Genomic DNA, 25,640 nt, shown 5'->3' on the forward strand with positions numbered 1-25,640 from the left:
TATAATTAAACAGAATTGCGGAAAGAAGAACGATGCGGATAATATAATGAATGAACGTCCGCTAATCATGATGGATGGTCAAAATTTGAAATTAATCTCAGGAACCTATAAAAATAACATCCATTCAATATACCCGAACGGCAACTTCAGCTTTTCACCCAGTCCGATTAAAATTTGTGATTAGCTAAAATGGGCAGCCCTGATGCATTGATAACGCCTAGCAAAATGAGTATCTTAGAAAATCTTATGTAAAGGAAGTAAAAATAGAATGTCATTTGATGGATTATTTACGAAAGCGATGACGGAAGAAATCGCTTCTATATTAAAAGGTGGACGAATCAATAAGGTACATCAGCCTTATAAAAATGAAGTAATACTGGTTGTTCGTGCTGGAGGTAAGAACCATAAGCTCTTATTGTCAGCCCACCCGAGTTATTCGAGGGTGCAAATGACCGAAGAAAGCTATGAAAATCCCAAAGAAGCACCCATGTTCTGCATGCTTCTCAGGAAGCACCTCGAAGGCTACACGATAGAAAATATTTATCAATATGAACTTGATAGGATGATCATTTTTGAAGTGAAGGGCCGCAATGAGCTTGGTGATGTCTCTCAAAAGCAGTTAATCATCGAAATCATGGGACGTCACAGCAACATTGTTTTAGTCGATAAAGAACGCAATATGATTTTGGACAGCATTAAGCATGTTTCACATGCAGTAAACAGTTATCGGGCGATATTGCCCGGCCAGGAGTATAAGGCTCCTCCCGCACAAGAAAAGAATAATCCCTTCGAGGCTACCGAGGACGATATCAGGAAGAATATCGATTTCAATGCAGGAAAGCTGGATCGACAGCTTGTTGCCCATTTTTCTGGGGTTTCACCATTAGTTGCAAAGGAAGCCGTCTACCGTGCTGGACTTGCCAACAGCACGACCCTTCCATCAGCTTTTTTAAGCATTATCCAAGAAATCTCGGAACAGAAGTATGCTGCGACGATCAAACAAGATGGAAATAAAGAAGTTTTTTATATGCTTTCACTTGAGCATCTGACTGGAAATCAACGTACGTTTTCTTCATTGAGCGAGATGCTCGACCGCTATTACTTCGGAAAGGCAGAAAGAGATCGGGTTAAGCAAAAGAGCCAGGATGTAGAACGGTTCATTACGAATGAAATCGAAAAGAACTCAAAAAAAATCGGGAAGCTCGAACGTACATTAAAAGATACGGAACGCGGGGAACAGTATCAGCTGTTTGGTGAGCTGCTTACAGCTAATCTATATCAAATGAAAAAAGGCATGAAGGAAATAGAAGTCGTCAATTATTATGATGAAGAACAAAGTATGGTCACCATCCCGCTTGACCCATTAAAAAATCCATCAGATAATGCACAAAAGTACTTCTCCAAATACCAAAAGTCAAAAAATGCAGTCGGAGTCGTCCAAGAACAAATCGAAAAAACAAAATTGGAATTGGCCTACTTTGAAGCGTTGCATCAGCAGCTTCAATCAGCGTCACCCAGAGATATAGAGGAAATTCGCGAAGAACTTCAGGAAGAAGGATACATTCGGCAAAAAAAGAAAAAAGGCATGAAAAAGCCTGCAAATGCAAAACCCCAGCTTGAAACCTATTATGCTACAGATGGAGATCTCATTTTTGTCGGGAAGAATAATAAACAAAATGATTACCTGACGAATAAGTTTGCACGCCGTGATGAAATATGGCTTCATACCAAAGACATACCTGGCTCACATGTTGTGATTCGAAATGAAGCGCCAAGTGAAAAAACGATAAAAGAAGCAGCGGTATTAGCAGCTTTCTTCAGTAAAGCTAAGCAATCGAGCTCAGTGCCCGTTGACTTCACACAAGTGCGCCATGTTAAGAAACCGAATGGTTCCAAGCCCGGGTTCGTGATCTATGAGCAGCAGCAGACCGTATATATTACACCGGATGCCGATACCGTCATACGCTTAAAGGAAGCGGTAAAGGAGTAAAAAAATAAAGGTGGCCCAATCCTCCGTGATTGGGCCACCTCTATTTTCATGCTGAAATCCAAGCTGTATCAGCCGGATTTTCCCGCCATTTTTTTAGCTTTTCCAATTCATCTGCCGTGACGTACCCTTTATCATTAGCGACTTTTATCAAAGTCGAGTAGTCACTCAACGAATGGTTAATAATGCCCTCAGCTTCGAATTTTTCTTTTCCCTTTTCCAATTCATAAGTAAAGATCGAAACGACTCCTAGAACATTACAGCCTGCTTCTTTCAGCGCGTTAACAGCAGTAATTACACTTCCGCCGGTTGAAATCAAGTCTTCCACAACCACCACTTTTTGTCCTGGAACAGCGCGGCCTTCGATTTGATTGCCCTTTCCGTGCTCCTTGGCTTTGGATCGAACATAGCACATCGGTGCATTTAATTTTTCACTCACCCAAGCTGCATGCGGAATGCCGGCAGTTGCTGTGCCTGCAATCAGTTCAGCCTGAGGGAAATGCTGGTCAATCAATCCTTTCAATCCTTCCGCTATTTCATTGCGAACCTCTGGGTACGAAAGAGTTAAGCGGTTGTCACAATAAATGGGTGATTGAATTCCAGATGCCCAAGTAAATGGGTCATTCGGCTGTAGGTACACTGCTTTTATTTCCAATAGATGTTCCGCTATCTTTTTATTTAACATGATATTCCCTCCCAAGCTGCCTTCATATCCAAATAAGTCCGTAATGGATCCTCCGCCCCCGTTATGGCTCTCCCTACAACGATGGCATCCGCTCCAAATTCCCTAGCCTGTTCAGGCGTGGCAATTCTCTTTTGATCATGCGTCTGTCCTCCTGCATTTCGGATTCCAGGTGTGACCGTTAAAAATTCATGACCGATGCGTTCATGGATGTTTTTTACCTCATGGGTGGAACAGACGACGCCATCCAATCCTGCCTGTTTAGTAAGTTTTGCATAATTGAGGACCGAATCCTCCAGGGATCCGGCAATGTTTTGCTCAACATTCATTTGTTCTTGTGATGTGCTCGTCAGTTGGGTAACCCCTATGCATAATGGACGTTTTTTACCAGCGGATGTTCCCTTATCCAGGCCTTCAATGGCTGCTTCCATCATCTTTTGGCCGCCCGCCGCATGTACATTGACCATGTCGGCACCTAAAGTTGCCAATCCTGTCATGGCCATTTTGACCGTATTCGGAATATCATGAAGCTTCAAGTCCAAAAACACATCGTGGCCTTGCTCTTTTACGAAAGAGATTATTGATGGTCCATTCTGATAAAATAATTCCATCCCCACTTTTACAGCGAGTTTTTCCGAGTGGAACTGTTTCAGGAATTTCTCTGTTTGAATGAAGTCAGGGAAATCAAGAGCGATAATTAGTGACTGTTTCATTCTGCTTCCAGCTCCTTCCGGTACATTCTGAAATATGGTCAAATCCCAGCTCATCCAACAATTTAGGTAATTCTTCAATGATGGTCGGGCATACAAAGGGATCCACGAAGTTCGCGGTTCCCACCGCAACAGCACTGGCACCCGCATAGAAAAATTCAATGACGTCTTCCGCTGTAGCGATGCCGCCCATTCCGATTATTGGAATCGACACTTGCTGGCTTACTTCATAAATCATCCGGAGCGCAACAGGTTTTATTGCAGGACCGGATAACCCACCCGTTCCGTTCGAAAGGATCGGTTTGCCAGTCTTTAAGTCCAACCGCATGCCGACTAATGTATTTATCATTGTCAACCCGTCGGCCCCGCCTTCTTCTACAGCTTTGGCCATTTCCACAATATTACTGACATTCGGTGAAAGCTTCACATATACAGGAACGGAAGATACTTCCTTTACCGCCTTGGTTACCTCTTTGGCAACTTCCGGTACCGTACCGAAAGCTATGCCTCCTTCTTTTACATTCGGACAAGAGATATTCAATTCAAGTGCTTTTACATTCCCCACCTTGCTTATTTCCCTGGCAACCTTTACATAATCAGCTATTTGCGAACCTGCAACGTTGGCGATGATGGGAACATCATACCCACCTAGCCATGCCAGTTCTTCACTGATGACCTTTTCTAAACCTGGATTCTGCAGACCGATGGCGTTCAGCATTCCCGAAGAGGTTTCCGCAACACGCGGAGTCGGGTTACCGAACCTCGGCTCAGGAGTGGTCGCTTTGATCATGATCGCCCCAAGAATATCCAAGTCGAAAAATTGACTGTATTCACGGCCGAATCCAAAGCATCCAGATGCTGGCATGACCGGGTTTTTTAAGTGTAATCCTGGTAATTCAACTGAAAGCCTGCTCATAATACCACCTCTCCTGCCCGGAATACGGGTCCATCGCTGCATACCTTTTTATAACTGAAACCAGTTGGGTCATCCCCTGTATGACACACGCAGGCAAAGCATGCACCGATGCCGCACCCCATTCTTTCCTCGAGGGACAGGTAAAGCTTTTTCTCACGATAGCCCGCTTCCAACGCGCTTAACATTGGTGTAGGCCCGCAGGAAAAGATCGTTTCAAACTCTTGCTCCAGGTTGTCTATTACAGTCGTAACAAATCCTTTTGTCCCATATGAGCCATCTACCGTGGCAATATAGGTATCACCTAATTCACTGAATTCTTTTTCGTAAAAGATGGCTGACTTGGTCTGGAAGCCCAATACATGGATTACCCTGACACCTTTCGCAACCAACATCTGTGATAGTTGATACAGGGGCGGGACACCAATCCCGCCACCCACCAATAATGCCGTTTCGCCCTTTTTGGCCTCATTAACGGGAAATCCGTTGCCAAGGGGTCCAAGAATATCGACCGCTTCCGCCTCTTTACGCTGTGATAACAACGTCGTTCCTTTACCTTCAGCCCGGTATATCATCGTGAACTGTTTTTCACTGCTGTTGTAAGAAGAAATTGAAATCGGGCGTCTTAACAATGGCTCAGTGCCGTCAGTTGTCTTGACTTGGACAAACTGGCCTGGTTGCTTCATCTCTGAAACCAATTCACCTTGCAGAGTTAGTTCAAAGATGGATGGGGCCAGCTCCTTATGATTTAACACCTTCATTCTTTCCTTCTTGATCATATATAGCTCACCTCACGACTTTTTTCCGTTTTCCCCATTGCTTCTGCCGAGAAGGTCATGGATTCTATCACTCTTAAAATAGCTTCTGCCGTATCAAGTGATGTTAAGCATGTCACTCCATTTTCAACCGATTCACGTCTGATTCTGAAACCATCTCGGGCCGGCTGCTTGCCTTTTGTCAAAGTATTTATGACAAATTGCGCTTCCCCGTTCCGGATAACATCCAGCAGGTTTGTACCTTCTTCGCCAATTTTACCGACAATCGCGGTCGGGATGCCTGATTGCTCCAACAGGGCAGCAGTTCCGCTGGTGGCTATCAGCTTGAAACCGATATTATGGAAACGTCTTGCTAAAAGTAGCGCTTCTTGCTTATCTTTATCCGATATCGTCAACAATACCGAACCATGCCCCTTAATTTTGAAGCCGGAAGCGACCAACCCTTTATATAAAGCCTTTTCTAGGGTGCTATCTTTCCCCATTACTTCACCAGTCGATTTCATTTCTGGTCCGAGTGAAATGTCCACACCTCTTAATTTTGCAAAAGAGAAGACCGGTACTTTCACAAAGACCCCAGTTTGTTCTGGCACTAACCCCGATTTGTAACCTTGGCTTTCAAGTGTGTGGCCCAAGATGACCTTCGTGGCTAGGTTTGCCATCGGCACATTCGTTATTTTACTTAAGAATGGAACGGTTCGGCTGGAACGCGGATTAACTTCAATTACATACACTTCTTCATTGCTGATGACATATTGAATGTTCAAAAGACCAATTATATTCAAGCCCTTCGCCAATCGGGTCGTATAGTCGATGATTACTTCTTTTTGTTTTTCCGTTAGATTTTGCGGCGGATAGACTGCAATCGAGTCGCCTGAATGGACGCCGGCACGTTCGATATGCTCCATGATTCCAGGGATAACGACCGTTTCACCATCGGAAATACCATCGACTTCGATTTCCTTACCCGTTAAGTAGCGGTCTATCAGGACAGGATGATCCGGATTTATTTTCACGGCATTTTTCATGTAGTGCAGCAATTCTTCTTGTTTATAGACGATTTCCATCGCGCGTCCTCCGAGAACATACGATGGCCTAACTAATACCGGGTAACCAATATCTTCTGCGATGACGATCGCTTCTTCAACAGATGTTGCGGTTTTACCCTTCGGCTGCGGAATGCCTAAATCCTTAAGTGCTTTTTCAAATTTATTGCGATTTTCCGCCCTATCCAGGTCTTCAAGTGAAGTACCAAGGATCTTCACTCCTCTTTCAACAAGACCATCTGCAAGGTTGATTGCTGTCTGTCCACCAAACTGGACGATGACCCCTTCCGGTTTTTCCAAATCGATGACATGCATGACATCTTCAATAGTCAATGGTTCGAAATAAAGTTTGTCTGAGATACTGAAATCCGTCGAAACCGTTTCGGGATTGTTATTGATGATGATCGCTTCATATCCCGCTTCTTTAATGGCCCATACCGAATGTACGGTCGCATAATCAAACTCTACTCCTTGCCCTATCCGAATTGGGCCTGATCCCAGAACAATGACACTTTTCTTGTCAGTAACGATGGATTCATTCTCATCTTCATATGTCCCATAAAAATACGGTGTTTCCGATTCGAATTCGGCCGCACATGTATCAACCATTTTGTAAACAGGGATGATTCCTTGCTGTTTCCGGTACTCATAGACGTCAATTTCGGGAACTTCCCATATTTCCGAGATCGTTTTGTCAGAAAACCCTAGTTCTTTTGCCTTTTGCAATACTTCACAATCAAAAGAATGATCTTTAAGCTGCTTTTCAAAGTCGATTATCTTTTTCAACTTATGCAAGAAGAATAAATCGATCTGGCTCCATTCGTGGATGGTTTCGATCGTTTTCCCCCTTCTTAAAGCTTCACCGATATAGAATAACCGTTCATCTCCCGCTTTTCTGATGCGTTTCTCTATTTTTCCATCCTCAAACTCGTCATTCAAGTTAAGATGGTATATACCCGCTTCAAGGGAACGGACAGCTTTTAAGATGGATTCCTCGAATGTACGGCCGATTGCCATGACTTCTCCGGTCGCTTTCATTTGGGTCCCGAGCCTGCGGTTGGCGCTTTCGAACTTATCGAAAGGCCAGCGCGGAATTTTCGTGACGACATAGTCCAGTGCCGGTTCAAAGCTGGCATAGGTTTTGCCAGTGACAGGGTTCATCATTTCATCAAGCGTCAAACCAACGGCTATCTTTGCTGCTAGCTTTGCAATTGGATACCCTGTTGCTTTTGATGCAAGTGCCGACGAACGGCTGACCCTTGGGTTCACTTCAATGACATAATATTGATAGCTGTTTGGATCTAGCGCAAGCTGAACATTACATCCACCTTCAATTTTCAAGGCACGGATAATCTTCAAAGAAGTATTTCTAAGCATTTGATACTCTCTGTCACTTAATGTTTGGCTTGGTGCGGCAACTATTGAATCGCCTGTATGGACACCGACAGGATCGAAGTTTTCCATATTACAAACGACTATTGCGTTATCATTCGAATCACGCATCACTTCATATTCCACTTCTTTGAAACCGGCAATGCTCTTCTCAAGCAGGCATTGGTGAACCGGGCTGCTTTTCAGGCCACCCTCGACAATCTCGATAAGCTGCTCCTCGTTATCACAAATCCCACCACCTGTTCCGCCAAGCGTGAAGGCTGGACGAACAATGACCGGATAGCCGACTCTTTCCACGAATGTATAAGCCTCTTCCAAGTTATGAATAATGTCGCTGTCAGGTACTGGTTCCCCAAGATCGTTCATTAGCGTACGGAAAAGGTCGCGGTCTTCAGCCTGTTGGATAGCTGAAAGTTTGGTCCCAAGAATCTGCACATTGCATTCTTCCAGGATTCCTGCTTCGGCAAGCTCGACGGCCATGTTCAAGCCAGTCTGTCCGCCCAAGGTAGGTAACAGTGCATCCGGGCGCTCTTTACGGATGATTTTGCTGACAAATTCCAAAGTGATCGGTTCGATATAAACCGCGTCAGCCATTTCACTATCTGTCATGATTGTCGCAGGGTTAGAGTTAATCAGGATCACTCGATAACCTTCTTCTTTTAAGGCTATACACGCTTGGGTTCCTGCATAATCGAACTCGGCGGCCTGTCCGATGATGATCGGACCGGAACCAATTACTAGGATGCTTTTTATATCAGTGCGTTTTGGCATGTTTTTTCCCCCTTGTTGGTTGCAGCTTCAATCATTTGTAAGAATTCGTCGAATAAGTAGTTGGCATCTTCCGGACCTGGTGATGCTTCCGGGTGATATTGTACGGTGAAAGCCGGATACTTTTTATGGCGCAGACCTTCAATCGTATCGTCATTCAATGCTGTATGTGTCACAATAAGATCTGTACTTTCTATGGAAATCTCTTCAACTGTATATCCATGATTTTGAGATGTGATGGATACCTTGCCGGTACGAAGGTCCCTAACCGGATGATTAGAGCCTCGATGGCCGAATTTTAATTTTGCCGTATCCGCCCCGTTTGCAAGTGCGAATAATTGATGTCCTAAACAGATTCCGAATAACGGCACTTGCGTTTGGATTGTACGGATCATTTCAAGCGTCTCATGAACACTTTTCGGATCTCCAGGACCGTTTGAAAGCATCACGCCATCCGGATGATATTGCAGCACTTCTTCGGCCGTGACGTTATAAGGCACAACCACGACATCACAGCCGCGCTTCGTCAACTCACGTAAAATCCCATGCTTCATGCCGTAGTCTACAAGAACTACCCGCGGGCCTCTGCCCGGACTGGAATAAGGTGCCTTTGTTGAAACCTGTTTCACTTGATTTGAAGGAATCACCGTTGCTTTCAATTGGGAAACCACTTCATTTGCATCTTTATTGATATTGCAGAGCGCCCCTTTAAGTGCGCCTGATTTCCTGATGATTCTTGTCAGCTTTCTCGTATCGATTCCGCTTATTCCAGGTATGTTCTTCATTTTCAGATATTCATCAAGTGATAATTGGTTTCGCCAGTTGGAAGGAAGTTCTGCTGTTTCCTTGACGACGAATCCTGATATCGCTGGATTGATGGATTCAAAGTCATCCCGGTTAATCCCGTAGTTCCCGATTAATGGATAAGTAAGTGTAACGATCTGACCGCAATAGGATGGATCGGATAGAATCTCCTGGTACCCCGTCATTCCTGTGTTAAAAACGACTTCACCTATTTTTTCTACGTCCCCTCCGAATGCTTCCCCAAGGAATACTGTCCCGTCTTCTAAAATTAGCTGTCTTTTCATCCTTGAACACGTCCTTTTTCCCATGCTATTTTTCCTTCCGCAATCGTCATGACTGGCCAGCCATAACATTTCTTTTCATTAAAAGGTGTATTTTTCCCTTTTGAAGCAAACTCTTCAGCATTAATTTCTTTTTCCGTTTCCAAATCGATGAGCACGATATCCGCAGGAGCACCTTCCTTTAGCTCTCCATAAGGCAGGGAGAAACTTTCAGATGGTTTGATTGTCATGAAATCGATCAATTGCTTTAATGTTATTACGCCCTTTTTAACCAATTCGGTGTAAAGCAGCGGGAAGGCCGTTTCCAATCCTACTATTCCGAAAGGAGCCAGCTGCATTCCCTGAGCCTTTTCCTCTGCCGCATGCGGGGCATGGTCTGTTGCTATAAAATCAATGGTTCCGTCAAGAAGTCCTTCTATCAACGCGTCCCGATCTTCACGGCCCCTTAATGGCGGGTTCATTTTATAATTCGTATCAAGTCCAGGTATATCATCTTCACACAATAATAAGTGATGTGGTGTTACTTCAGCTGTGACTCGGATACCTGCGCGTTTTGCATCTCTTACAGTCCTTACCGATTCCTTCGTGGATATATGGCAAACGTGATAATGGCAGTCTGCCGCTTCGGCAAGAAGGATATCCCGGGCAATATGTACAGCTTCACATACGGACGGAATTCCATTGATCCCCTGTTCTTTTGAGAATCTTCCTTCATGGACGGAGCCTTTATTGATTAAGCTATTGTCTTCACAATGAGCAACTATGGCCATATCTTGAGCTGCTGCCCGTTTCATCGCTTCCAGCATCATCCCGGCCTCTTGAATTCCTACACCATCGTCCGTAAAGGCGAAAGCACCATTTTGTTTTAATGAAGAAAAGTCGGTCAGCTCCTTGCCTGCTTCCCTAATCGTAATGGATGCATATGGGAGTACCCTGACATGAGCCGTTTCTTCAATTTTCCTGTTAAGCGCTTCAAGGTTCTCCACTGTATCAGGAACTGGCCTTGTATTCGGCATCGCCGCTACCGTAGTGAAACCGCCTCTTGCCGCTGCAAGCGTCCCACTTGCGATTGTTTCTTTATGTTCACCGCCCGGTTCACGTAGATGGACATGCAGGTCAACAAATCCTGATGTAATAAGCAATCCATCAGCGTCAACTACCTTACAATTTTCCGTTGCTAAGTTCTCACCGATTTTTGTGATGACCTTGCCTTCCATTTCAATGTCCGCTTTTTTGAATGAGTTTTGATTATCTAGCAATACTCCATTTTTGATTACTGTTTTCATGGATGTTTCCCCCTTCGGATTGGTCAAGCACATTTTTTAATACGGCCATTCTAATGAACACGCCATTCTCCATTTGTTTGAAAATTCTTGAGCGGCTGCATTCGACTAAATCACTGTCTATTTCAACACCGCGGTTTATTGGTGCAGGATGCATGATGATCGCATCCGGTTTCATATTTTTTTCACGTTGTTTGGTCAGGCCGAAACTTTCCAGATAATCTCCATTTGCCTGATCGTATTTTTCAACATGCCTTTCATGTTGTATTCTGAGCAGCATGACGACATCCGATGTAGCTACCGCATGATCGATTTCTTCATACCTTCCTAAACTGTTTGTTCTGTCAAACCATTCAGGCGGACCCGAAAATACGACATTCGCTCCTAAACGGGTTAATGCTTCTGCATTCGATTTTGCAACCCGACTATGCCTCACATCACCGATTATCGCAATCTTCAGACCTTTGAAACTTTTAAACTCTTGTTTTATCGTCAATAAGTCCAGTAATGATTGGGTTGGGTGATTTCCGCAGCCATCCCCTGCATTGATTATTGGAATCCCGATCTTCTCATTCAATTCGTCAAAATAATTATCCTGTTCATGACGGATGATCAAGGCATTTACTCCTATTGCTTCTAACGTTCTAACAGTGTCATATAAGGTTTCGCCTTTTAACACGGATGATGTCCCCGCATCAAAAGGAATGACCTCAAGTCCCAGTTTTCTTTCAGCCATTTCAAAACTTGATTTTGTACGTGTGCTTGGTTCAAAGAAGAGATTGGCAACTGTGGTCTGCTGCTTTGGATTCCAGCTAGATCCGTTGGCAAAACCCTCTGCCTCATGTAAAATTCCTTCAATTTCAGTTAAAGACAATTCATTCATGGTCAATAATTTTTTCATCGATCCTGCTCCTTTCACATTTGTGATGCGGGGCATAAAAAACACCCCGCCATTAAGGACAGGGTGTAGGTCATAAAGATTGTGGGACACGGAATGGTTTACACCTTATCCCGTTCTCATTCATCTTTACAGCAACACCCTTTTAAGCCTCTCTGGACTTCTTTTAAAAGGTGATTTATTGTTTTGATGCAGTATCTTATTTTTAAAATATATCTCCGGATATTTTTTCACGGTCCGGAAGAATCAAGTTTAGAAGGATTCCGACGATGGCTGAAAGTGCCATTCCGGAAAGCGATACCGTTTCCGATAGTTGTACGAACGCTCCTCCGATTCCTAATACCAGGATGACCGAAGCTATCATCAGGTTTCTTTTCTTGTCAAAATCGACCTTATTATCAATCAGCATCCTTAATCCGCTTGATGCGATGATACCGAAGAGCAAGATGGAAATACCGCCCATCACGGCGCTAGGTATCGAGCTGATCACTGCTGAAATCTTACCGTTAAAGCCAAAGATGATTGCAGTTAATGCTGCCCCACCGATGATATACACACTGTACGCCTTCGTCATCGTCAGGACCCCAATATTTTCACCATATGATGTCAGCGGCGGCCCACCGATGAAGGAACCAATCATGATTCCTGCTCCATCTCCTAAAATCGAGCGATGCAAACCGGGCTTTTCCAAAAAGTTTCTGCCGACTACTTTGCTCAGTACCATTTGGTGACCAATATGTTCTGATAAAGTTACGATGGCGACGGGTACCATGATGGCAATGACCTCCCATGAGAAGGTCGGTGTATAGGTTACATATGGAAACATGAATTCAGGCATTTCCCACCATTGTGCAGACTTGATCGGTTCATAATCTATTATTCCTGCCACAGCCGAACAGGCGTAGCCCACTATGATTCCCATTAAAATCGGGATCAAGTTAATGAATCCTTTAAAGAACACGTTACAGATGATGGTCACCGCTAAAGTGATCAGCGCTATAACTATATATGTGACGCTGTATTTATCTTGTGGATCATACATTGCCATGTCCACGGCCGTTCCGGCAAGGCTTAATCCGATTACGATAATGACCGGACCTACCACAACCGGAGGAAGTATATTCATTAACCAGCGCAATCCGACTTTTTGGATAATCAATGCTACTATCCCATATATGAACCCTGCTGCAAAACAGCCGATCATGGCCGCCTCCGGACCACCTAATGCCTTTGCCGCGATAATCGGCGTAATGAAAGCGAAAGATGACCCGAGATAAGCTGGTATCTGACCTTTGGTTATCAATAAGTATGAGAGTGTGCCCAATCCGCTTGAAACCAGTGCTACCGCCGGGCTTAACCCTACCAAGAATGGCACCAGCACCGTTGCACCGAACATGGCGAACAAATGCTGGATGCTTAACGTAATCCATTGGCCAGCCTTTGGCACGTCCTCGACATCCAGTACGATGTCCCTTTTTGCTTCTTCCATTTCCGTATCCCCCTCATGAAAATTCCATCAAAACTGCAAAAACCCTCTTTGCAGTATACAAAGAGGGTTTCTCAGAAGGCGAATGCCTATGCATAGGCATAGCTCTCCCGATTGACTCCCCTTTGCCAGCCTCTCTGGACTGTCTTTAAAAGGGTGATATGAAATTTTCATGTTGTTTAGTTTTCTAATATAGTAACTTGATCTACTTCATCAACTTCTGTTAACGTAACTGTAATTTTTTCAGATTGGGAAGTCGGAACGTTTTTGCCGACGAAATCCGCGCGAATCGGCAATTCCCTATGTCCCCTATCCACTAATACGGCAAGCTGGATCTGCGAAGGTCTTCCCAAATCCACCAGAGCATCCATTGCCGCTCTAACGGTTCTGCCTGTGAAAAGAACATCATCCACCAGTATCACTTTCTTGTCGGTGATATTGACCGGAATGTCTGAACCTTTTACGATGGGTTCCCCATCATTGGTCTTTTTTGAAAGGTCATCGCGATAAAGTGTAATATCGAGTTCACCCAGTTCTATTTCCTTGCCTTCTATTTGATTGATGCGCTTTGCAAGTCGGTCAGCGAGGAAAATCCCGCGTGTACGTATCCCGATTAAGACGCAATTTTCAATACCCTTATTTTTCTCAATAATTTCATGGGCAATTCTCGTCAAGGCTCTGCTAATGGCCTTCTCATCAAGTACTATGGCTTTCTCAGTCAACACGTCGGCCACCCCGATTCCATTTTTCTGATAGGTCAATTTCAACAAAAAATCCCCATGCCAAGAAGGCATGGGGATTTTATCGCCATGGGCATAATTATCCCAATTTGCGCATCCGTTTCCTTCTCAGTCTCTCTGAACTGTGTTAAAGGTTCTTATTAAGTTGTTATTATAATATATCAGAAAAACGTATTTGTCAATCCTTACTTCTACGCAATTGATTAATTAGATTTTCAAACTCTTCAGGAATCGGAGCTTCGAATTCCATATACTCATTTGTACGAGGATGAATGAAACCTAGAAGACCGGCGTGCAATGCTTGTCCATCTAATTTCAAGGTCTTTTTCGGACCATATTTCGGATCACCCGCTAGCGGGAAGCCAATGTATTTCATGTGAACACGAATTTGATGTGTCCTTCCTGTTTCAAGCTGGCATTCCACCAAAGTGAAATCTTTGAAACGTTCGATGACCCGGAAATGCGTGACAGCATTTTTGGCATTCGAATCTGTGACAGTCATGCTTTGGCGATCTTTTTTATCGCGGCCGATCGGTGCATCGATCGTTCCGAAGTCATGAGGGATCACACCATGAACTACAGCTTGATACTTACGGGTAACCGTTTTGTCAACAAGCTGCTGTACCAGTTTTTCATGTGCCATATCATTTTTGGCTACCATCAATAGACCTGATGTATCTTTATCGATTCGATGGACGATTCCAGGCCGCATGACACCGTTGATTCCAGAAAGATCCTTACAGTGAGCCATCAATCCATTTACAAGCGTACCGGATACATGTCCAGGTGCCGGATGGACGACCATACCGCTCGGTTTATTAACCACAAGGACATCCGCATCTTCATAATAGATATCCAAATCCATTTCCTCTGCCACCGCATCCAATTCCTCAAGATCAGGAATCGTCACTTCGATTGTATCGCCAGGAACAGCTTTGTAATTCGTCTTTATCGCCGTGCCATTTACCAAAACATGATCATCCTTAATCCATTGCTGGACCTGAGTACGTGACCATTCCTCATTCAAAGTGGAAAGGGCCTTATCAATCCTAACTCCTTTTAGTGTTTCATCGATGCTGTATAACCTTTTATCCATTATCTTTCTCCTTAGCGTTTTTTTCTTCTAAAAACATATGAATCACGAGCAGTCCGACACCAATTGAAAGCGCAGCATCAGCAACATTAAATACCGGGAAACTGTAGCTGAAAATATAGGTATGGACGAAATCCACTACTTCCTGACGAACCACACGATCGATGAAATTACCAATCGCACCGCCTAGCATGAGAGCAAGTGCAGCTCCAAGCAAAATGCTTTCCTTCGCCATTTTCTGAATATAATAGACAAGTCCAATAATGACAGCGATGGTGATGATGTAGAAAAACCACATTTGACCTTGTAGAATTCCCCATGCTGCCCCACGATTACGATGCGAGGTGATATATAGAAGGTTTTCAATAATTTCAATGCTTTCTCCGTACTCCATTTTTTTCACAATCATCCATTTTGTCAGCTGATCGAGAGCTATGACCAAAAGGGCAATCAAATAATAAAACACATTTTTTCCCCCAAACTAATCAAATCTTCACTTTTGAATTGTAGCATAAACTAGAAATAATGACTAATCCGAAAAGCGGAAGTCAGCTGTCGGTACCTGAAGAATAATATTCCCTATGGAGGTTTTAGCTTTCATTCCCACAAAAAAGCCGGCCCTTCATAAAGGGACCGGCTTTCCTTTTTTGAATTATTGATTCACGTAATGCTCTTTGACGACTGTAGCACAACGCGGGCAAAGTGTCGGATGTTCTTCCACTTGACCTACTTCCTTCGAAACATTCCAGCAACGTTCACACGTTTCACCTTCTGCTTTTGTAACAAGGATTGCTATATCCTCAAGTTTAACCGCCTCTGCCGGGGCACTTGCCACATCGCCAGCGATTTCAAATTCGGATACGATGAATAGCTGTTCAAAGCTTTCCTTGATGCCATCAAGCAGATTCTTCGTTTCCTCATTAACATATACCATCACTTTAGCGTTCAGTGATTTTCCGATGACCTTCTGGTTACGGGCTTCTTCTAATGCTTTAAGTACATTATCACGGACATCCATGAACGCCGTCCATTTTTCTTCAATGACTTCAGCATCATCAATGGAAATTTCTTCAGGCATCAATGTCAACTGTACACTTTCTTCCGTTACACCCGGAATGAACGCCCATACTTCATCAGCTGTATGAGAGAGGATCGGTGACACCAATTTCGTTAAGCTGACCAATGATTCGTAAAGGACCGTTTGAATGGCCAAACGCTCTTTACCATTTGGTGCTTCACAATAAAGAATGTCTTTAGCATAATCAAGGTAGAACGAACTTAAATCCTGTGTACAGAAATTATTGACCATATTATAAATAGTAGCAAACTCATAATTTTCATAACTTAGCTTCGACTGTTTGATCAGTTTATTCAATTTTACCAGCATGTATCGATCGACTTCAGGCAATTCTTGAACTGACACTTTATCGGTTTTTGGATTGAATCCATCCAAGTTCCCTAGCAGGAAGCGGAATGTATTACGGATTTTACGATAAACTTCCGAAACTTGTTTTAAAATAGGATCGGAAACCCTGACATCCGATTGGTAATCCACCGAAGCTACCCAAAGGCGTAAGATATCTGCTCCAAGTTGGTTCATGACCTTGGATGGCAGTACAACGTTCCCAATCGACTTACTCATTTTACGGCCTTCGCCATCCAATGCGAACCCGTGGCTAAGTACACCTTTATATGGCGCTTTGCCTGTTACCGCAACACTTGTTGAAAGTGATGAGTTAAACCAGCCGCGATATTGATCGGAACCTTCTAAATAAAGGTCAGCTGGGCGCTGCAAGTCGTCTCTTTCTTCAAGCACCGCTTGATGGGAAGAACCGGAATCGAACCATACGTCCATGATATCCGTTTCTTTCGTGAAGATACCATTAGGGCTGCCTTCATGTGTATAGCCTTCAGGCAGAAGATCTTTCGCTTCACGCTCAAACCAGATGTTTGAGCCGTGTTCACGGAATAGGTTTGAAATATGGTCGATGGTTTCATCTGTAATGATCGGCTCGCCATTTTCTGCATAAAACACTGGAATTGGGACGCCCCAAGCGCGTTGGCGGGAAATACACCAATCCCCGCGGTCACGGACCATATTGAATAGGCGCGTTTCGCCCCAAGCCGGTACCCATTTGGTTTCTTCAATCGCTTCCAGAAGTTCACTGCGGAAGTCTTTGATTGACGCGAACCATTGTGCTGTTGCACGGAAGATTGTTGGCTTCTTCGTCCGCCAGTCATGTGGATAAGAGTGCGTAATGAACGTCAAGTTCAATAACGCGCCTGCTTCAGTTAATTTTTCGGTAATTGGTTTATTCGCTTGATCATAAAATAATCCGGCAAACTCCCCAGCCTCTTCCGTCATGACTCCTTTTTCATCTACAGGACAAAGTACGTCCAAGCCATATTTTTGCCCAATGATAAAGTCATCTTCACCATGGCCAGGCGCCGTATGAACACAACCCGTTCCAGCTTCAGTCGTTACGTGCTCACCTAACATCACTAAAGATTCGCGGTCATAAAGAGGATGTTTGGCAACAGCACGGTCCAACTCGCTACCTTTTACCGTTTTCAGGATAGACGGGTTTTCCCAGCCTAATGTTTCCGTTACCGATTCAAGCAGTGCCTCAGCAAGTAAGAATTTTTCATTTTCGACAGCCACTACTACGTAATTTAATTGCGGATGCAATGAGATACCAAGATTAGCCGGGATCGTCCATGGAGTTGTCGTCCAGATGATGATTTTGACGCCTTCATCGATTACACCTTTTCCATCTGTGACCTCAAAAGCAACATAGATTGACGCAGAGCGTTTATCTTGATATTCAATTTCAGCTTCGGCTAGCGCTGATTCACTTGATGGGGACCAGTAAACAGGTTTTTTCCCTTTATAAATGTAGCCTTTTTTCGCCATTTCACCGAATACCTTGATTTGCTGTGCTTCATATTCAGGCTTTAATGTGATATAAGGATTTTCCCAATCACCACGGACCCCTATTCTCTTAAACTGCTCACGTTGATTGTCAATCTGACCATAAGCATATTCTTCACAAAGCTTCCTGAATTCGGCAACGCTCATTTCTTTCCGTTTCACGCCTTTTTTCGTCAATGCCGTTTCGATTGGAAGCCCATGCGTATCCCAGCCAGGTACATACGGTGCTTGAAAACCGCTCATCGATTTAAATCGGACAATGAAATCCTTTAAAACCTTATTCATTGCATGGCCCATATGGATATCGCCGTTGGCATATGGAGGTCCATCATGCAAAATGAATAAAGGACGTCCTTCCGTTTGTTCTTGCACTTTTTTATAGATGTTCATTTCTTTCCATTTTTCTTGGATTTCCGGTTCACGTTTCGGTAAATTCCCCCGCATTGGAAATTCAGTTTTAGGCATCAATAAGGTATCTTTGTATTCCATCATAAAATCCTCCATCCGTCTTTTAAAAAAATTCATTCGAACCGATGACTTGATATCCGGCCAAAATAAAAAGCCCTCTCATCCCTAAAAAAGGGACGAGAAAGCTTTGCTTCCCGCGGTACCACCCTGGCTAGAAAGATCCACATAGTGAATCCAACCTCTCGAGCATTCGTAACGTGAATGAAACGCTTCATTTACTTACTGCATAAGCAGGTTCAACTCAGAACTCAAGGGTGATCTTCAATATCTTCGCTTATTCCGGGCTTTCACCATCCCCGGTTCGCTAAAAATAAGTGTGTGAAGAATTTACTTTCCCTGTCATCGTCTAATATCATAATGAATAGTATTGTTAAAAAATTATATGCGAAAAAAGTGTTCAAAGTCAAGGAATCGTTTAAATTTCCTCTTCCACTCTCTCATTTAATTCTATTTCAGTCGCATCCACTTCATAATCCAGAAGATGATCCCAATCGTCATTGTCCAGCAAATCCAGCTGTGCACCGACAAGCATTTTGAAACGCGTCCGGAATACTTTGGATTGCTTTTTCAAATCTTCAATATCCATCGCTATTTTCCTTGCTTTCACAAGTGACTCATTGACGATCCTGTCTGCATTTTTCTCTGCTTCCTTTATGATCAGTTTCGCTTCTTTTTGGGCATTGCGCCTTAATTCTTCGGCTGCTTCTTGAGCGACAATAATCGACTTGTTAAGTGTACCTTCAATTGTCGTAAAATGTCCCAAACGATCAAAAGTTTCGTTCAGTTTATCTTCAAGTTCTTTCTTCTCCCTCAAAATCAGTTCATAATCCTTAATGACCTGGTCGAGAAATTCATTTACTTCATCTTCATCATACCCTCGAAATACTTTGTTAAATTCCTTGTTATGTATATCTATCGGGGTTAAGGGCATTACGGCACCTCCAGAACGGTTTCTACTCTAGTATGTTAAAACTCTATATTCGACAATAAATTTATAAATCCTGCTTTTTATTGAATTATTTTTGTCTGCCTAACGAGATTCTCCACTTATCCTTCTTGGTTTTCCCATCGATTGAAGCTATTTTACATCTGCCAAAACCTCTGATGGAAAGTGTATCACCTTCACGGCATTCTTCCGAGACGTTTTCCGTTTGCTTGAAATTCACCTTTACTTTTCCTGACGTTATCAAGGCCTGCGTTTTTTGACGTGACATATTCAGGACGGAAGATATCACACTGTCAAGCCTAAGGGAACTGACTGTGGTTACTTGCTCTTCCCATTTTTCCTTAACTTGGACGATATTCTCGATCGGAAGCCGTTTAATGGAAACGGAAGCGTTACCTATTTTCTCCAGATTTCCTGTGAGATATGAATCCATCTCTTCGGCAGCTATAAAATGAATATGCTCCTCCGTCACTATTATATCACCAAATTTTTCACGTTTTACCCCTAGTGACATCAAGGTTCCAAGTATTTGCCTATGTTCAAGCGTAACAAACTTTTTTGGATAGGAGATATCGTATAAGGAGATATTGAAATCCGATGGTTCAGGAGAGTAATAATCAGGGTAAATGAGCACACGTTTTCGCTCTACGAAATCGCTCCCGCCATTGAATTGCAGTTTCGCATCCGGATCATTCCCAATTAAGGAAGTAAGGATTTCCTGCTGACGCGGATCAAGAAAATCAGATAGTTTCGGAGCGTAGGAATTTTTAACCTGATCAATCCAATTCATGGCCTGGTCAATGAAATCTTTTTCCTCCGGCCTGAAATGCTGATAAATACTCATGATTGAATAAATGCTCCTTAGTTATCAAATTAATGGTCGATCATGGATTAAACACGTTCTGCGTTGCTACTACACAGCGGAGAATCTTCCGACTGTGTAGTAAGATGCATGTCAGGTTAATTGTTGATCATCCTATCAAAGTCTGTAAGTAATAGATTCCATAACCGCTGGCAAAATTAAGAACCAGCAAGGCCACAAGAGGTGAAAGATCAATCATGCCAAGTGACGGAATGAACTTTCTGAACGGTTCTAAATACGGTTCGCAAATCTTTTCCAGAAATTGACCAATCGATGTCTCCCTTGCATTGGGGAACCATGACATCAATATGTAAACGATTAATGCCATTGAATAAATTTCAATTAAATAATATAAACCTTGAAGCACTAAACCCATTAACCATTACCACCTCGCTTCTTCGTACTCCTCTTCGGCGGCGAAGCCGGTAATATTACCGGAAACATCGACGTTGTCCGGGGTACATAAGAATATATCTGTTCCGATTTTTTGGATATCCCCGCTGATTGCATAGACAGTCCCACTTAGAAAATCGATGATTCGCTTTCCTTGGTCATGCTGGATTCGTTGAAGGTTCACGACTACAGCGCGCCTGTTTTTTAAATGGTCAGCTACCTCCTGGGCTTCTGCATAAGCACGAGGCTCCAATAATACTACTTTAGAAGATTTCTGTACGCTTTGCAAACTTACGATATTCTGATTGCTATTATTCCCTCCAGAAGCGGACTGCTGCTGTTTAGCTGACTTCACGACTTTTGGTTCAGCCTCCTCTTCTTCGATCACTTCTTCCCTGTACTCATACTCATCATCCAGCGCGAAATAAGATTTAAATTTTGATACGAACGACATCTATAGCGTACCTCCTTAAAATTATTCGCCTACAAGTGCTGTACCAATCCTGATCATTGTAGCGCCTTCCTCAATGGCTATCATGAAATCATTGGACATACCCATGGACAATTCAGTGCAGGGGGCATGCTTCAACTCTAAATTTTGTATTTCAACCTGGATGCCTTTCAGTTTCCGGAAGCATTCCCGCAAGACCTGTTCATCATCGGTCAATGGCGCCATCGTCATCAATCCTGCAACATTCACCTTATCAAAATCAGATAACCCTTTTATGAAATCCATTGTCGCCTCAGGATTCAAACCATGTTTTGATTCCTCACCAGATACATTCACCTGCACTAAACAGTTTATCGGCTCTTTTGCGCGTTTCTGAATTTCTTCTGCCAAAGAAATGCGATCCAAAGAATGGATATACGAAATTTTATCGATGACATTCTTTACTTTGCGTGTTTGCATGGAACCAATATAATGCCAGTTGGGCTTGTCCTTCAGCACTTCATATTTAGTCAAAAGCCCTTCGTCACGGTTTTCACCCAAATCAAGTATTCCCGCTTCCAATGCTTCATTCGCTCTCTCGACCGAAACATATTTCGTCACTGCGATCAACTTTATCGCTTCACGGTCCCTTCCGCTATTTTCACATGCTCTATTTATTTTTTCTTCGATGTTTTTTAAATTGTCCACTACTTTCACTGTTACTCTAAATCCTCCTTCCAACCGATAAAGCTCATCAATCTGCCTGTCTTCCCGTTATCACGGCGATGTGAAAAAAACAATTCATGATCACAGCTTGTACAGTATGATGTTACGTCGATCTGGCTTTTTGGAATTCCTGATTTTTGAAGAATCAATGCATTAAGTTGCTTAAGGTCTAATTGATATTGTCCTTCACTGATTAAATTATAGGGCTTTTCGTCAATATCTACCAGCAAATTCTGCACTAAATCCATGACATAATCATCAACTACATAGCACTTCGAACAAATCGACGGTCCAATAACAGCAAATATCTCACTTGCTTTTATACCCTCACTCAGCCATGCCTCAACCATTTTTCGTGCAATTCCATTAACGGTACCTTTCCAGCCAGCATGTGCCACCCCAATCATACCATGTGCCGGAGCAATAAAATATAAGGGCACGCAGTCTGCATAGCAAAGGGTCAATAAAGCGTTTTGGTCCTTCGTAAAGAAGCCGTCAGTCGCTTTAAAGGCTGAATCATAATCCGTAGCACCTCTCCCGCCATCACGGCTGGTGACTTGCTGGATTTTCGTTTCATGTGTCTGCTCGGCGCCTATCCATACATTAAGCGGAAACTTCAGCGTATCGGCTAAAATCCTACGGTTTCCCTGGACATCTTCAAGTTTATCACCGACATGAAAACCGGTATTCAATGTTTGAAAATCACCTGTACTGACTCCCCCATTTTTTGTGGTGAAGCCCGCTACGAGCTGGAGATTTTTTTGTCTCCAGCTGTCAATGAGCATATATTGATCTTTTATTAAAACAAATGGCTCTTTCATGCTATAAACCTCTTTATTTTTAGTCTAGTGTATCATATATTTGCGCCATGCACCTTTAAAACCGTTCATCTTTCAGTTCTGCTTGAAATACCGTCTGATGTTCAACAAGAATGACATCTGCACCGATTTTTTTTATTTTACGCCATGGAATCACAATATCCTGTTCCCTGCCAAAAAAACCCATTAACCTGGTTCCATTTGAAACGATGATCGCCTCTATTTTCCCCGTGGCCGTATTGATTTCAAGATCTGACATATTACCTAATTTCTTACCATCCGCTATATTGACGATATCCTTAATTTGAAATTCGGAAATCCTGGTCACATCACTCAGCTCCTCAAAATTTCATCATAGATGAAGGTCCTATTCCTATGTATATGACATGATGCGCTCAAGGATGAAGAATACGATAAATAAACGTCCATTCTATTCACGATACCTTCCGGAAGGGATTTTCCACAAAATAAAAAAGCCGCTATGGATAAGCAGCTGCTTAGCGGGTATCGACATTTCTGCCCTACCCGCTTCAGCTAACTACTTCTCATGCTCAGCTTCTACTGTTGGATATTTTTATTCATTTGCTTGATTGCGGCTTTTTCCAATCGGGAGACCTGTGCTTGTGAAATGCCGATTTCCTCGGCTACCTCCATTTGCGTTTTCCCTTGGAAAAACCGTTTGCGAAGGATCATTTTTTCCCGGTCATTCAACCGTCTCATGCCTTCGTTTATAGCTATTTCATCAATCCAGGTACTATCTTTATTTTTTTCATCACTCAGTTGGTCGAGTACATAAATCGGATCCCCGCCATCATTATAAATCGGTTCAAAAAGTGAAACTGGATCTTGTATAGCATCTAGTGCAAAAACAATTTCTTCATGAGGTACTTCCAACACCTTGGCGATTTCTTCAGCCGTCGGCTCACGAAGGGTCTGGCTTATGAGCTTCTCTTTTACCTGCAAAGCTTTGTAAGCGATGTCTCTTAAAGAACGGGATACCCGAATCGGATTATTGTCACGAAGATATCTTCTGATTTCTCCAATAATCATCGGTACAGCATACGTTGAAAACTTAACATTTTGACCTAGGTCAAAGTTATCTATCGACTTCATTAACCCTATACAGCCTACCTGAAATAGATCATCTACATACTCTCCCCGATTGTTAAAGCGTTGAATGACGCTTAGAACGAGTCGAAGATTCCCGTTTACCAGTTTCTCTCTTGCTGAAATATCGCCATCTTGCAGTTCTTTAAAGAGTTTTCTCATTTCTTCATTCTTTAAAACCGGTAATTTTGATGTATCCACACCGCAGATTTCAACCTTATTACGAGACAAAATTATTCCCTCCTCACAGGAGCGCTGTACAAAAAACAGTATCTCCGTGGGAGGAAAAAATATGCACATGGCTAGAACAGAAAATCCCCATTATTTTTCATTATAGCTACCAAAGTATTGATTTGATTGACATTTAAGCACATTATTTTTTTACACCATTTTATTAAATTCTTTTCGAAGCCTCTTAATAATCCTTTTTTCCAAACGCGAAATGTAAGATTGGGAAATCCCCAGCATGTCGGCAACGTCCTTTTGGGTTTTTTCTTCTCCGCCTGCAAGTCCAAAACGGAGTTCCATTATCTGTTTTTCACGTTCGGATAACTGTGTAAGTGCTTTTGTCAGCAGCTTACGGTCAACGTTTGCCTCAAGGTCCTTCGTGATAATATCATCGTCCGTTCCAAGTACATCGGATAACAGTAGTTCATTTCCATCCCAATCAATATTCAGAGGTTCATCAAAAGAAACTTCAGAACGGATTTTGTTATTTCTGCGCAAATACATTAATATTTCATTCTCGATGCATCTCGAAGCATATGTAGCCAGTTTTATTTTCTTCTCAGGATTGAATGTATTCACAGCTTTGATTAAACCTATGGTACCAATGCTGATTAAATCTTCAATATTGATGCCAGTATTTTCGAATTTCCTGGCAATATAAACCACAAGCCTTAAATTACGTTCAATCAAGATCGATCGTGCAGCTTCATCACCATTGGGTAATTTATTGATCAGTATTGCCTCTTCTTCCTTTGAAAGGGGAGGCGGCAGTGCCTCACTCCCTCCAATATAAAATATTTCGTCCGTTTTCAATCCGAGCTTGAACAATAGTTTGTACCAAAAATAAGTGAGCCGAAGAATGAATTTCTTCAAAATAATTCTCCCTTCTAATAAACGGATTATGGGTCAAATTTTAGAGTGAATCGATGGTTCAGGAGGCATTTTGCACCGGTATCCCGGTTAACATTTTCGGGTGAACGATAGATTGATAGCTATTGTCGGGAGAGAGTTGCTGAAAGGTAAACGAAACGAGACCCTGCTTGACATGAAATTCTTTTTCTCCTTGAATGATTTTGATGTAATCCGGTTTGATTGCGGTTAACAGCTGATGTTCATGACCCACGACTTTATAAGGGATGACACGCATTCTTCCTGTCCATGAGTATTCGGGCTGCACTTCCTGACTAATGAGGTTATCAGGGTTTTTAAAGAGCTCCAGCATATCGTCCGGGATTCCTGCTTCCCCGCCTGAAAGAGAGATGATCATGACTGGGGAACGTGTAATCGGGTCATATAGTTGATTGCCGCTATCCACCAATCCATGAAATTTTCCTTCAAAGTCAGAAATTTTAACCGAGACCGAAACCATTTGTTCATGTGTAAGCTTTGTCATCTCCATTCCTTCAAGTGTTCGCTTGGAAAATTGCCATGCGAGCGGGAACCCGATCATTACGAATATCCAGCTGACAGGGTCGCCAAAACGGTTGATTCCTGCATATTGACCAGGGTCCTTGGACACGACTTGGAATTCAAATAGGTAATGAAGTCCCAGAAGGATTCCCCCCGATAAAAACGTCACGAAATATAAAGTGGCCACCGATTTCATGAAAAGTTTTAACCTATTGAACCCAAAGGTTGCCAGCACCATGACCAGGGATACTAAAATCTTCATGTACACTCGGTCGGCAATTGCATAAAAAGGAGTGAATGCCAATACGATAATGACGGAACCAATCAGCCCGCCAATGCATACCCGCCAAAGAGCTACCCTTCGTTTGAGAATGATTGCGGTCCAATATAAAAGGAGGCAGTCAAATAACCAATTCAACAACCAGATCACATCTAAATATAAAGTCAAACACCCTCCCCTCCTT

24 protein-coding genes are annotated in these 25,640 nt (G+C 42.9%); 1 reads left to right on the plus strand and 23 read right to left on the minus strand.

The features are described from left to right. Positions 1 to 268: 268 nt before the first annotated feature. Positions 269 to 1,990, plus strand: coding sequence for an Rqc2 family fibronectin-binding protein (locus J7E52_RS23710; RefSeq protein ID WP_214750804.1), 1,722 nt, complete (start codon positions 269 to 271; stop codon positions 1,988 to 1,990). 46 nt (positions 1,991 to 2,036) lie between these two features. Here the strand turns inward: J7E52_RS23710 and pyrE are convergent, their stop codons facing one another. The 23 genes from pyrE to spoIIGA all read right to left on the minus strand — a co-directional run bounded on the left by pyrE (position 2,037) and on the right by spoIIGA (position 25,624). Beyond that, a complete protein-coding gene (pyrE, locus tag J7E52_RS23715; RefSeq protein WP_214750805.1) occupies positions 2,037 to 2,672 on the minus strand; it encodes an orotate phosphoribosyltransferase in 636 nt (211 codons plus the stop codon). Further along, complete coding sequence (gene pyrF / locus J7E52_RS23720) at positions 2,666 to 3,382, minus strand: orotidine-5'-phosphate decarboxylase (RefSeq protein ID WP_214750806.1); 717 nt, start codon at positions 3,380 to 3,382, stop codon at positions 2,666 to 2,668. Before pyrF ends, pyrE begins: the two co-directional genes overlap by 7 nt. After that, complete coding sequence (locus J7E52_RS23725; protein WP_214750807.1) at positions 3,354 to 4,295, minus strand: dihydroorotate dehydrogenase; 942 nt, start codon at positions 4,293 to 4,295, stop codon at positions 3,354 to 3,356. Before J7E52_RS23725 ends, pyrF begins: the two co-directional genes overlap by 29 nt. Next, entirely contained in the window at positions 4,292 to 5,071 is a 780-nt protein-coding gene (locus J7E52_RS23730; RefSeq protein WP_214750808.1) for a dihydroorotate dehydrogenase electron transfer subunit, read from the minus strand. The genes J7E52_RS23725 and J7E52_RS23730 overlap by 4 nt, the downstream gene beginning before the upstream one ends. Next, on the minus strand, positions 5,068 to 8,274 hold the full coding sequence (carB, locus tag J7E52_RS23735) for a carbamoyl-phosphate synthase large subunit (protein ID WP_214750809.1): 3,207 nt from the start codon (positions 8,272 to 8,274) through the stop codon (positions 5,068 to 5,070). Before carB ends, J7E52_RS23730 begins: the two co-directional genes overlap by 4 nt. Beyond that, positions 8,253 to 9,359, minus strand: a complete 1,107-nt coding sequence (locus J7E52_RS23740; protein ID WP_214750810.1) for a carbamoyl phosphate synthase small subunit — start codon at positions 9,357 to 9,359, stop codon at positions 8,253 to 8,255. Before J7E52_RS23740 ends, carB begins: the two co-directional genes overlap by 22 nt. After that, a complete protein-coding gene (locus J7E52_RS23745) occupies positions 9,356 to 10,642 on the minus strand; it encodes a dihydroorotase (protein WP_214750811.1) in 1,287 nt (428 codons plus the stop codon). The genes J7E52_RS23740 and J7E52_RS23745 overlap by 4 nt, the downstream gene beginning before the upstream one ends. Beyond that, complete coding sequence (locus J7E52_RS23750; protein WP_214750812.1) at positions 10,605 to 11,540, minus strand: aspartate carbamoyltransferase catalytic subunit; 936 nt, start codon at positions 11,538 to 11,540, stop codon at positions 10,605 to 10,607. The genes J7E52_RS23745 and J7E52_RS23750 overlap by 38 nt, the downstream gene beginning before the upstream one ends. 202 nt (positions 11,541 to 11,742) lie before the next feature. Continuing rightward, complete coding sequence (locus tag J7E52_RS23755; RefSeq protein WP_214750813.1) at positions 11,743 to 13,026, minus strand: solute carrier family 23 protein; 1,284 nt, start codon at positions 13,024 to 13,026, stop codon at positions 11,743 to 11,745. A 176-nt stretch (positions 13,027 to 13,202) separates the two neighbouring features. Continuing rightward, entirely contained in the window at positions 13,203 to 13,745 is a 543-nt protein-coding gene (pyrR, locus tag J7E52_RS23760; RefSeq protein WP_286198054.1) for a bifunctional pyr operon transcriptional regulator/uracil phosphoribosyltransferase PyrR, read from the minus strand. A 196-nt stretch (positions 13,746 to 13,941) separates the two neighbouring features. Then, positions 13,942 to 14,859, minus strand: a complete 918-nt coding sequence (locus J7E52_RS23765; protein ID WP_214750815.1) for an RluA family pseudouridine synthase — start codon at positions 14,857 to 14,859, stop codon at positions 13,942 to 13,944. Next, positions 14,852 to 15,322 (minus strand): signal peptidase II, encoded by a 471-nt coding sequence (gene lspA / locus J7E52_RS23770; RefSeq protein ID WP_214750816.1) that lies wholly within the window; start codon positions 15,320 to 15,322, stop codon positions 14,852 to 14,854. Before lspA ends, J7E52_RS23765 begins: the two co-directional genes overlap by 8 nt. Before the next feature lie 186 nt (positions 15,323 to 15,508). Beyond that, positions 15,509 to 18,277, minus strand: coding sequence for an isoleucine--tRNA ligase (gene ileS / locus J7E52_RS23775; RefSeq protein WP_214750885.1), 2,769 nt, complete (start codon positions 18,275 to 18,277; stop codon positions 15,509 to 15,511). Positions 18,278 to 18,671: 394 nt separating this feature from the next. Beyond that, a complete protein-coding gene (locus J7E52_RS23780) occupies positions 18,672 to 19,187 on the minus strand; it encodes a DivIVA domain-containing protein (RefSeq protein ID WP_034313857.1) in 516 nt (171 codons plus the stop codon). Positions 19,188 to 19,272: 85 nt separating this feature from the next. Then, on the minus strand, positions 19,273 to 20,046 hold the full coding sequence (locus tag J7E52_RS23785; protein WP_214750817.1) for a YlmH family RNA-binding protein: 774 nt from the start codon (positions 20,044 to 20,046) through the stop codon (positions 19,273 to 19,275). Positions 20,047 to 20,173: 127 nt separating this feature from the next. Further along, positions 20,174 to 20,440 (minus strand): YggT family protein, encoded by a 267-nt coding sequence (locus J7E52_RS23790; RefSeq protein ID WP_095389927.1) that lies wholly within the window; start codon positions 20,438 to 20,440, stop codon positions 20,174 to 20,176. 6 nt (positions 20,441 to 20,446) lie between these two features. After that, entirely contained in the window at positions 20,447 to 20,911 is a 465-nt protein-coding gene (locus J7E52_RS23795; protein WP_214750818.1) for a cell division protein SepF, read from the minus strand. A gap of 21 nt (positions 20,912 to 20,932) precedes the next feature. Then, complete coding sequence (locus J7E52_RS23800) at positions 20,933 to 21,604, minus strand: YggS family pyridoxal phosphate-dependent enzyme (RefSeq protein ID WP_214750819.1); 672 nt, start codon at positions 21,602 to 21,604, stop codon at positions 20,933 to 20,935. Positions 21,605 to 21,606: 2 nt separating this feature from the next. Further along, complete coding sequence (gene pgeF, locus J7E52_RS23805) at positions 21,607 to 22,434, minus strand: peptidoglycan editing factor PgeF (RefSeq protein WP_214750820.1); 828 nt, start codon at positions 22,432 to 22,434, stop codon at positions 21,607 to 21,609. A gap of 55 nt (positions 22,435 to 22,489) precedes the next feature. Next, positions 22,490 to 22,759, minus strand: coding sequence for a YlmC/YmxH family sporulation protein (locus tag J7E52_RS23810; RefSeq protein ID WP_053345249.1), 270 nt, complete (start codon positions 22,757 to 22,759; stop codon positions 22,490 to 22,492). A 230-nt stretch (positions 22,760 to 22,989) separates the two neighbouring features. Next, positions 22,990 to 23,769, minus strand: a complete 780-nt coding sequence (gene sigG / locus J7E52_RS23815) for an RNA polymerase sporulation sigma factor SigG (RefSeq protein WP_034313871.1) — start codon at positions 23,767 to 23,769, stop codon at positions 22,990 to 22,992. Between the two features lie 150 nt (positions 23,770 to 23,919). Beyond that, entirely contained in the window at positions 23,920 to 24,639 is a 720-nt protein-coding gene (sigE, locus tag J7E52_RS23820; protein WP_034313874.1) for an RNA polymerase sporulation sigma factor SigE, read from the minus strand. A gap of 58 nt (positions 24,640 to 24,697) precedes the next feature. Further along, positions 24,698 to 25,624 carry a sigma-E processing peptidase SpoIIGA gene (gene spoIIGA / locus J7E52_RS23825; protein ID WP_214750821.1) on the minus strand — a complete coding sequence of 309 codons (927 nt, stop codon included), beginning with the start codon at positions 25,622 to 25,624 and terminating at the stop codon, positions 24,698 to 24,700. Positions 25,625 to 25,640: the final 16 nt, after the last annotated feature.

This window comes from Bacillus sp. ISL-34, assembly GCF_018613325.1.
GTDB lineage: Bacteria > Bacillota > Bacilli > Bacillales > DSM-1321 > Peribacillus.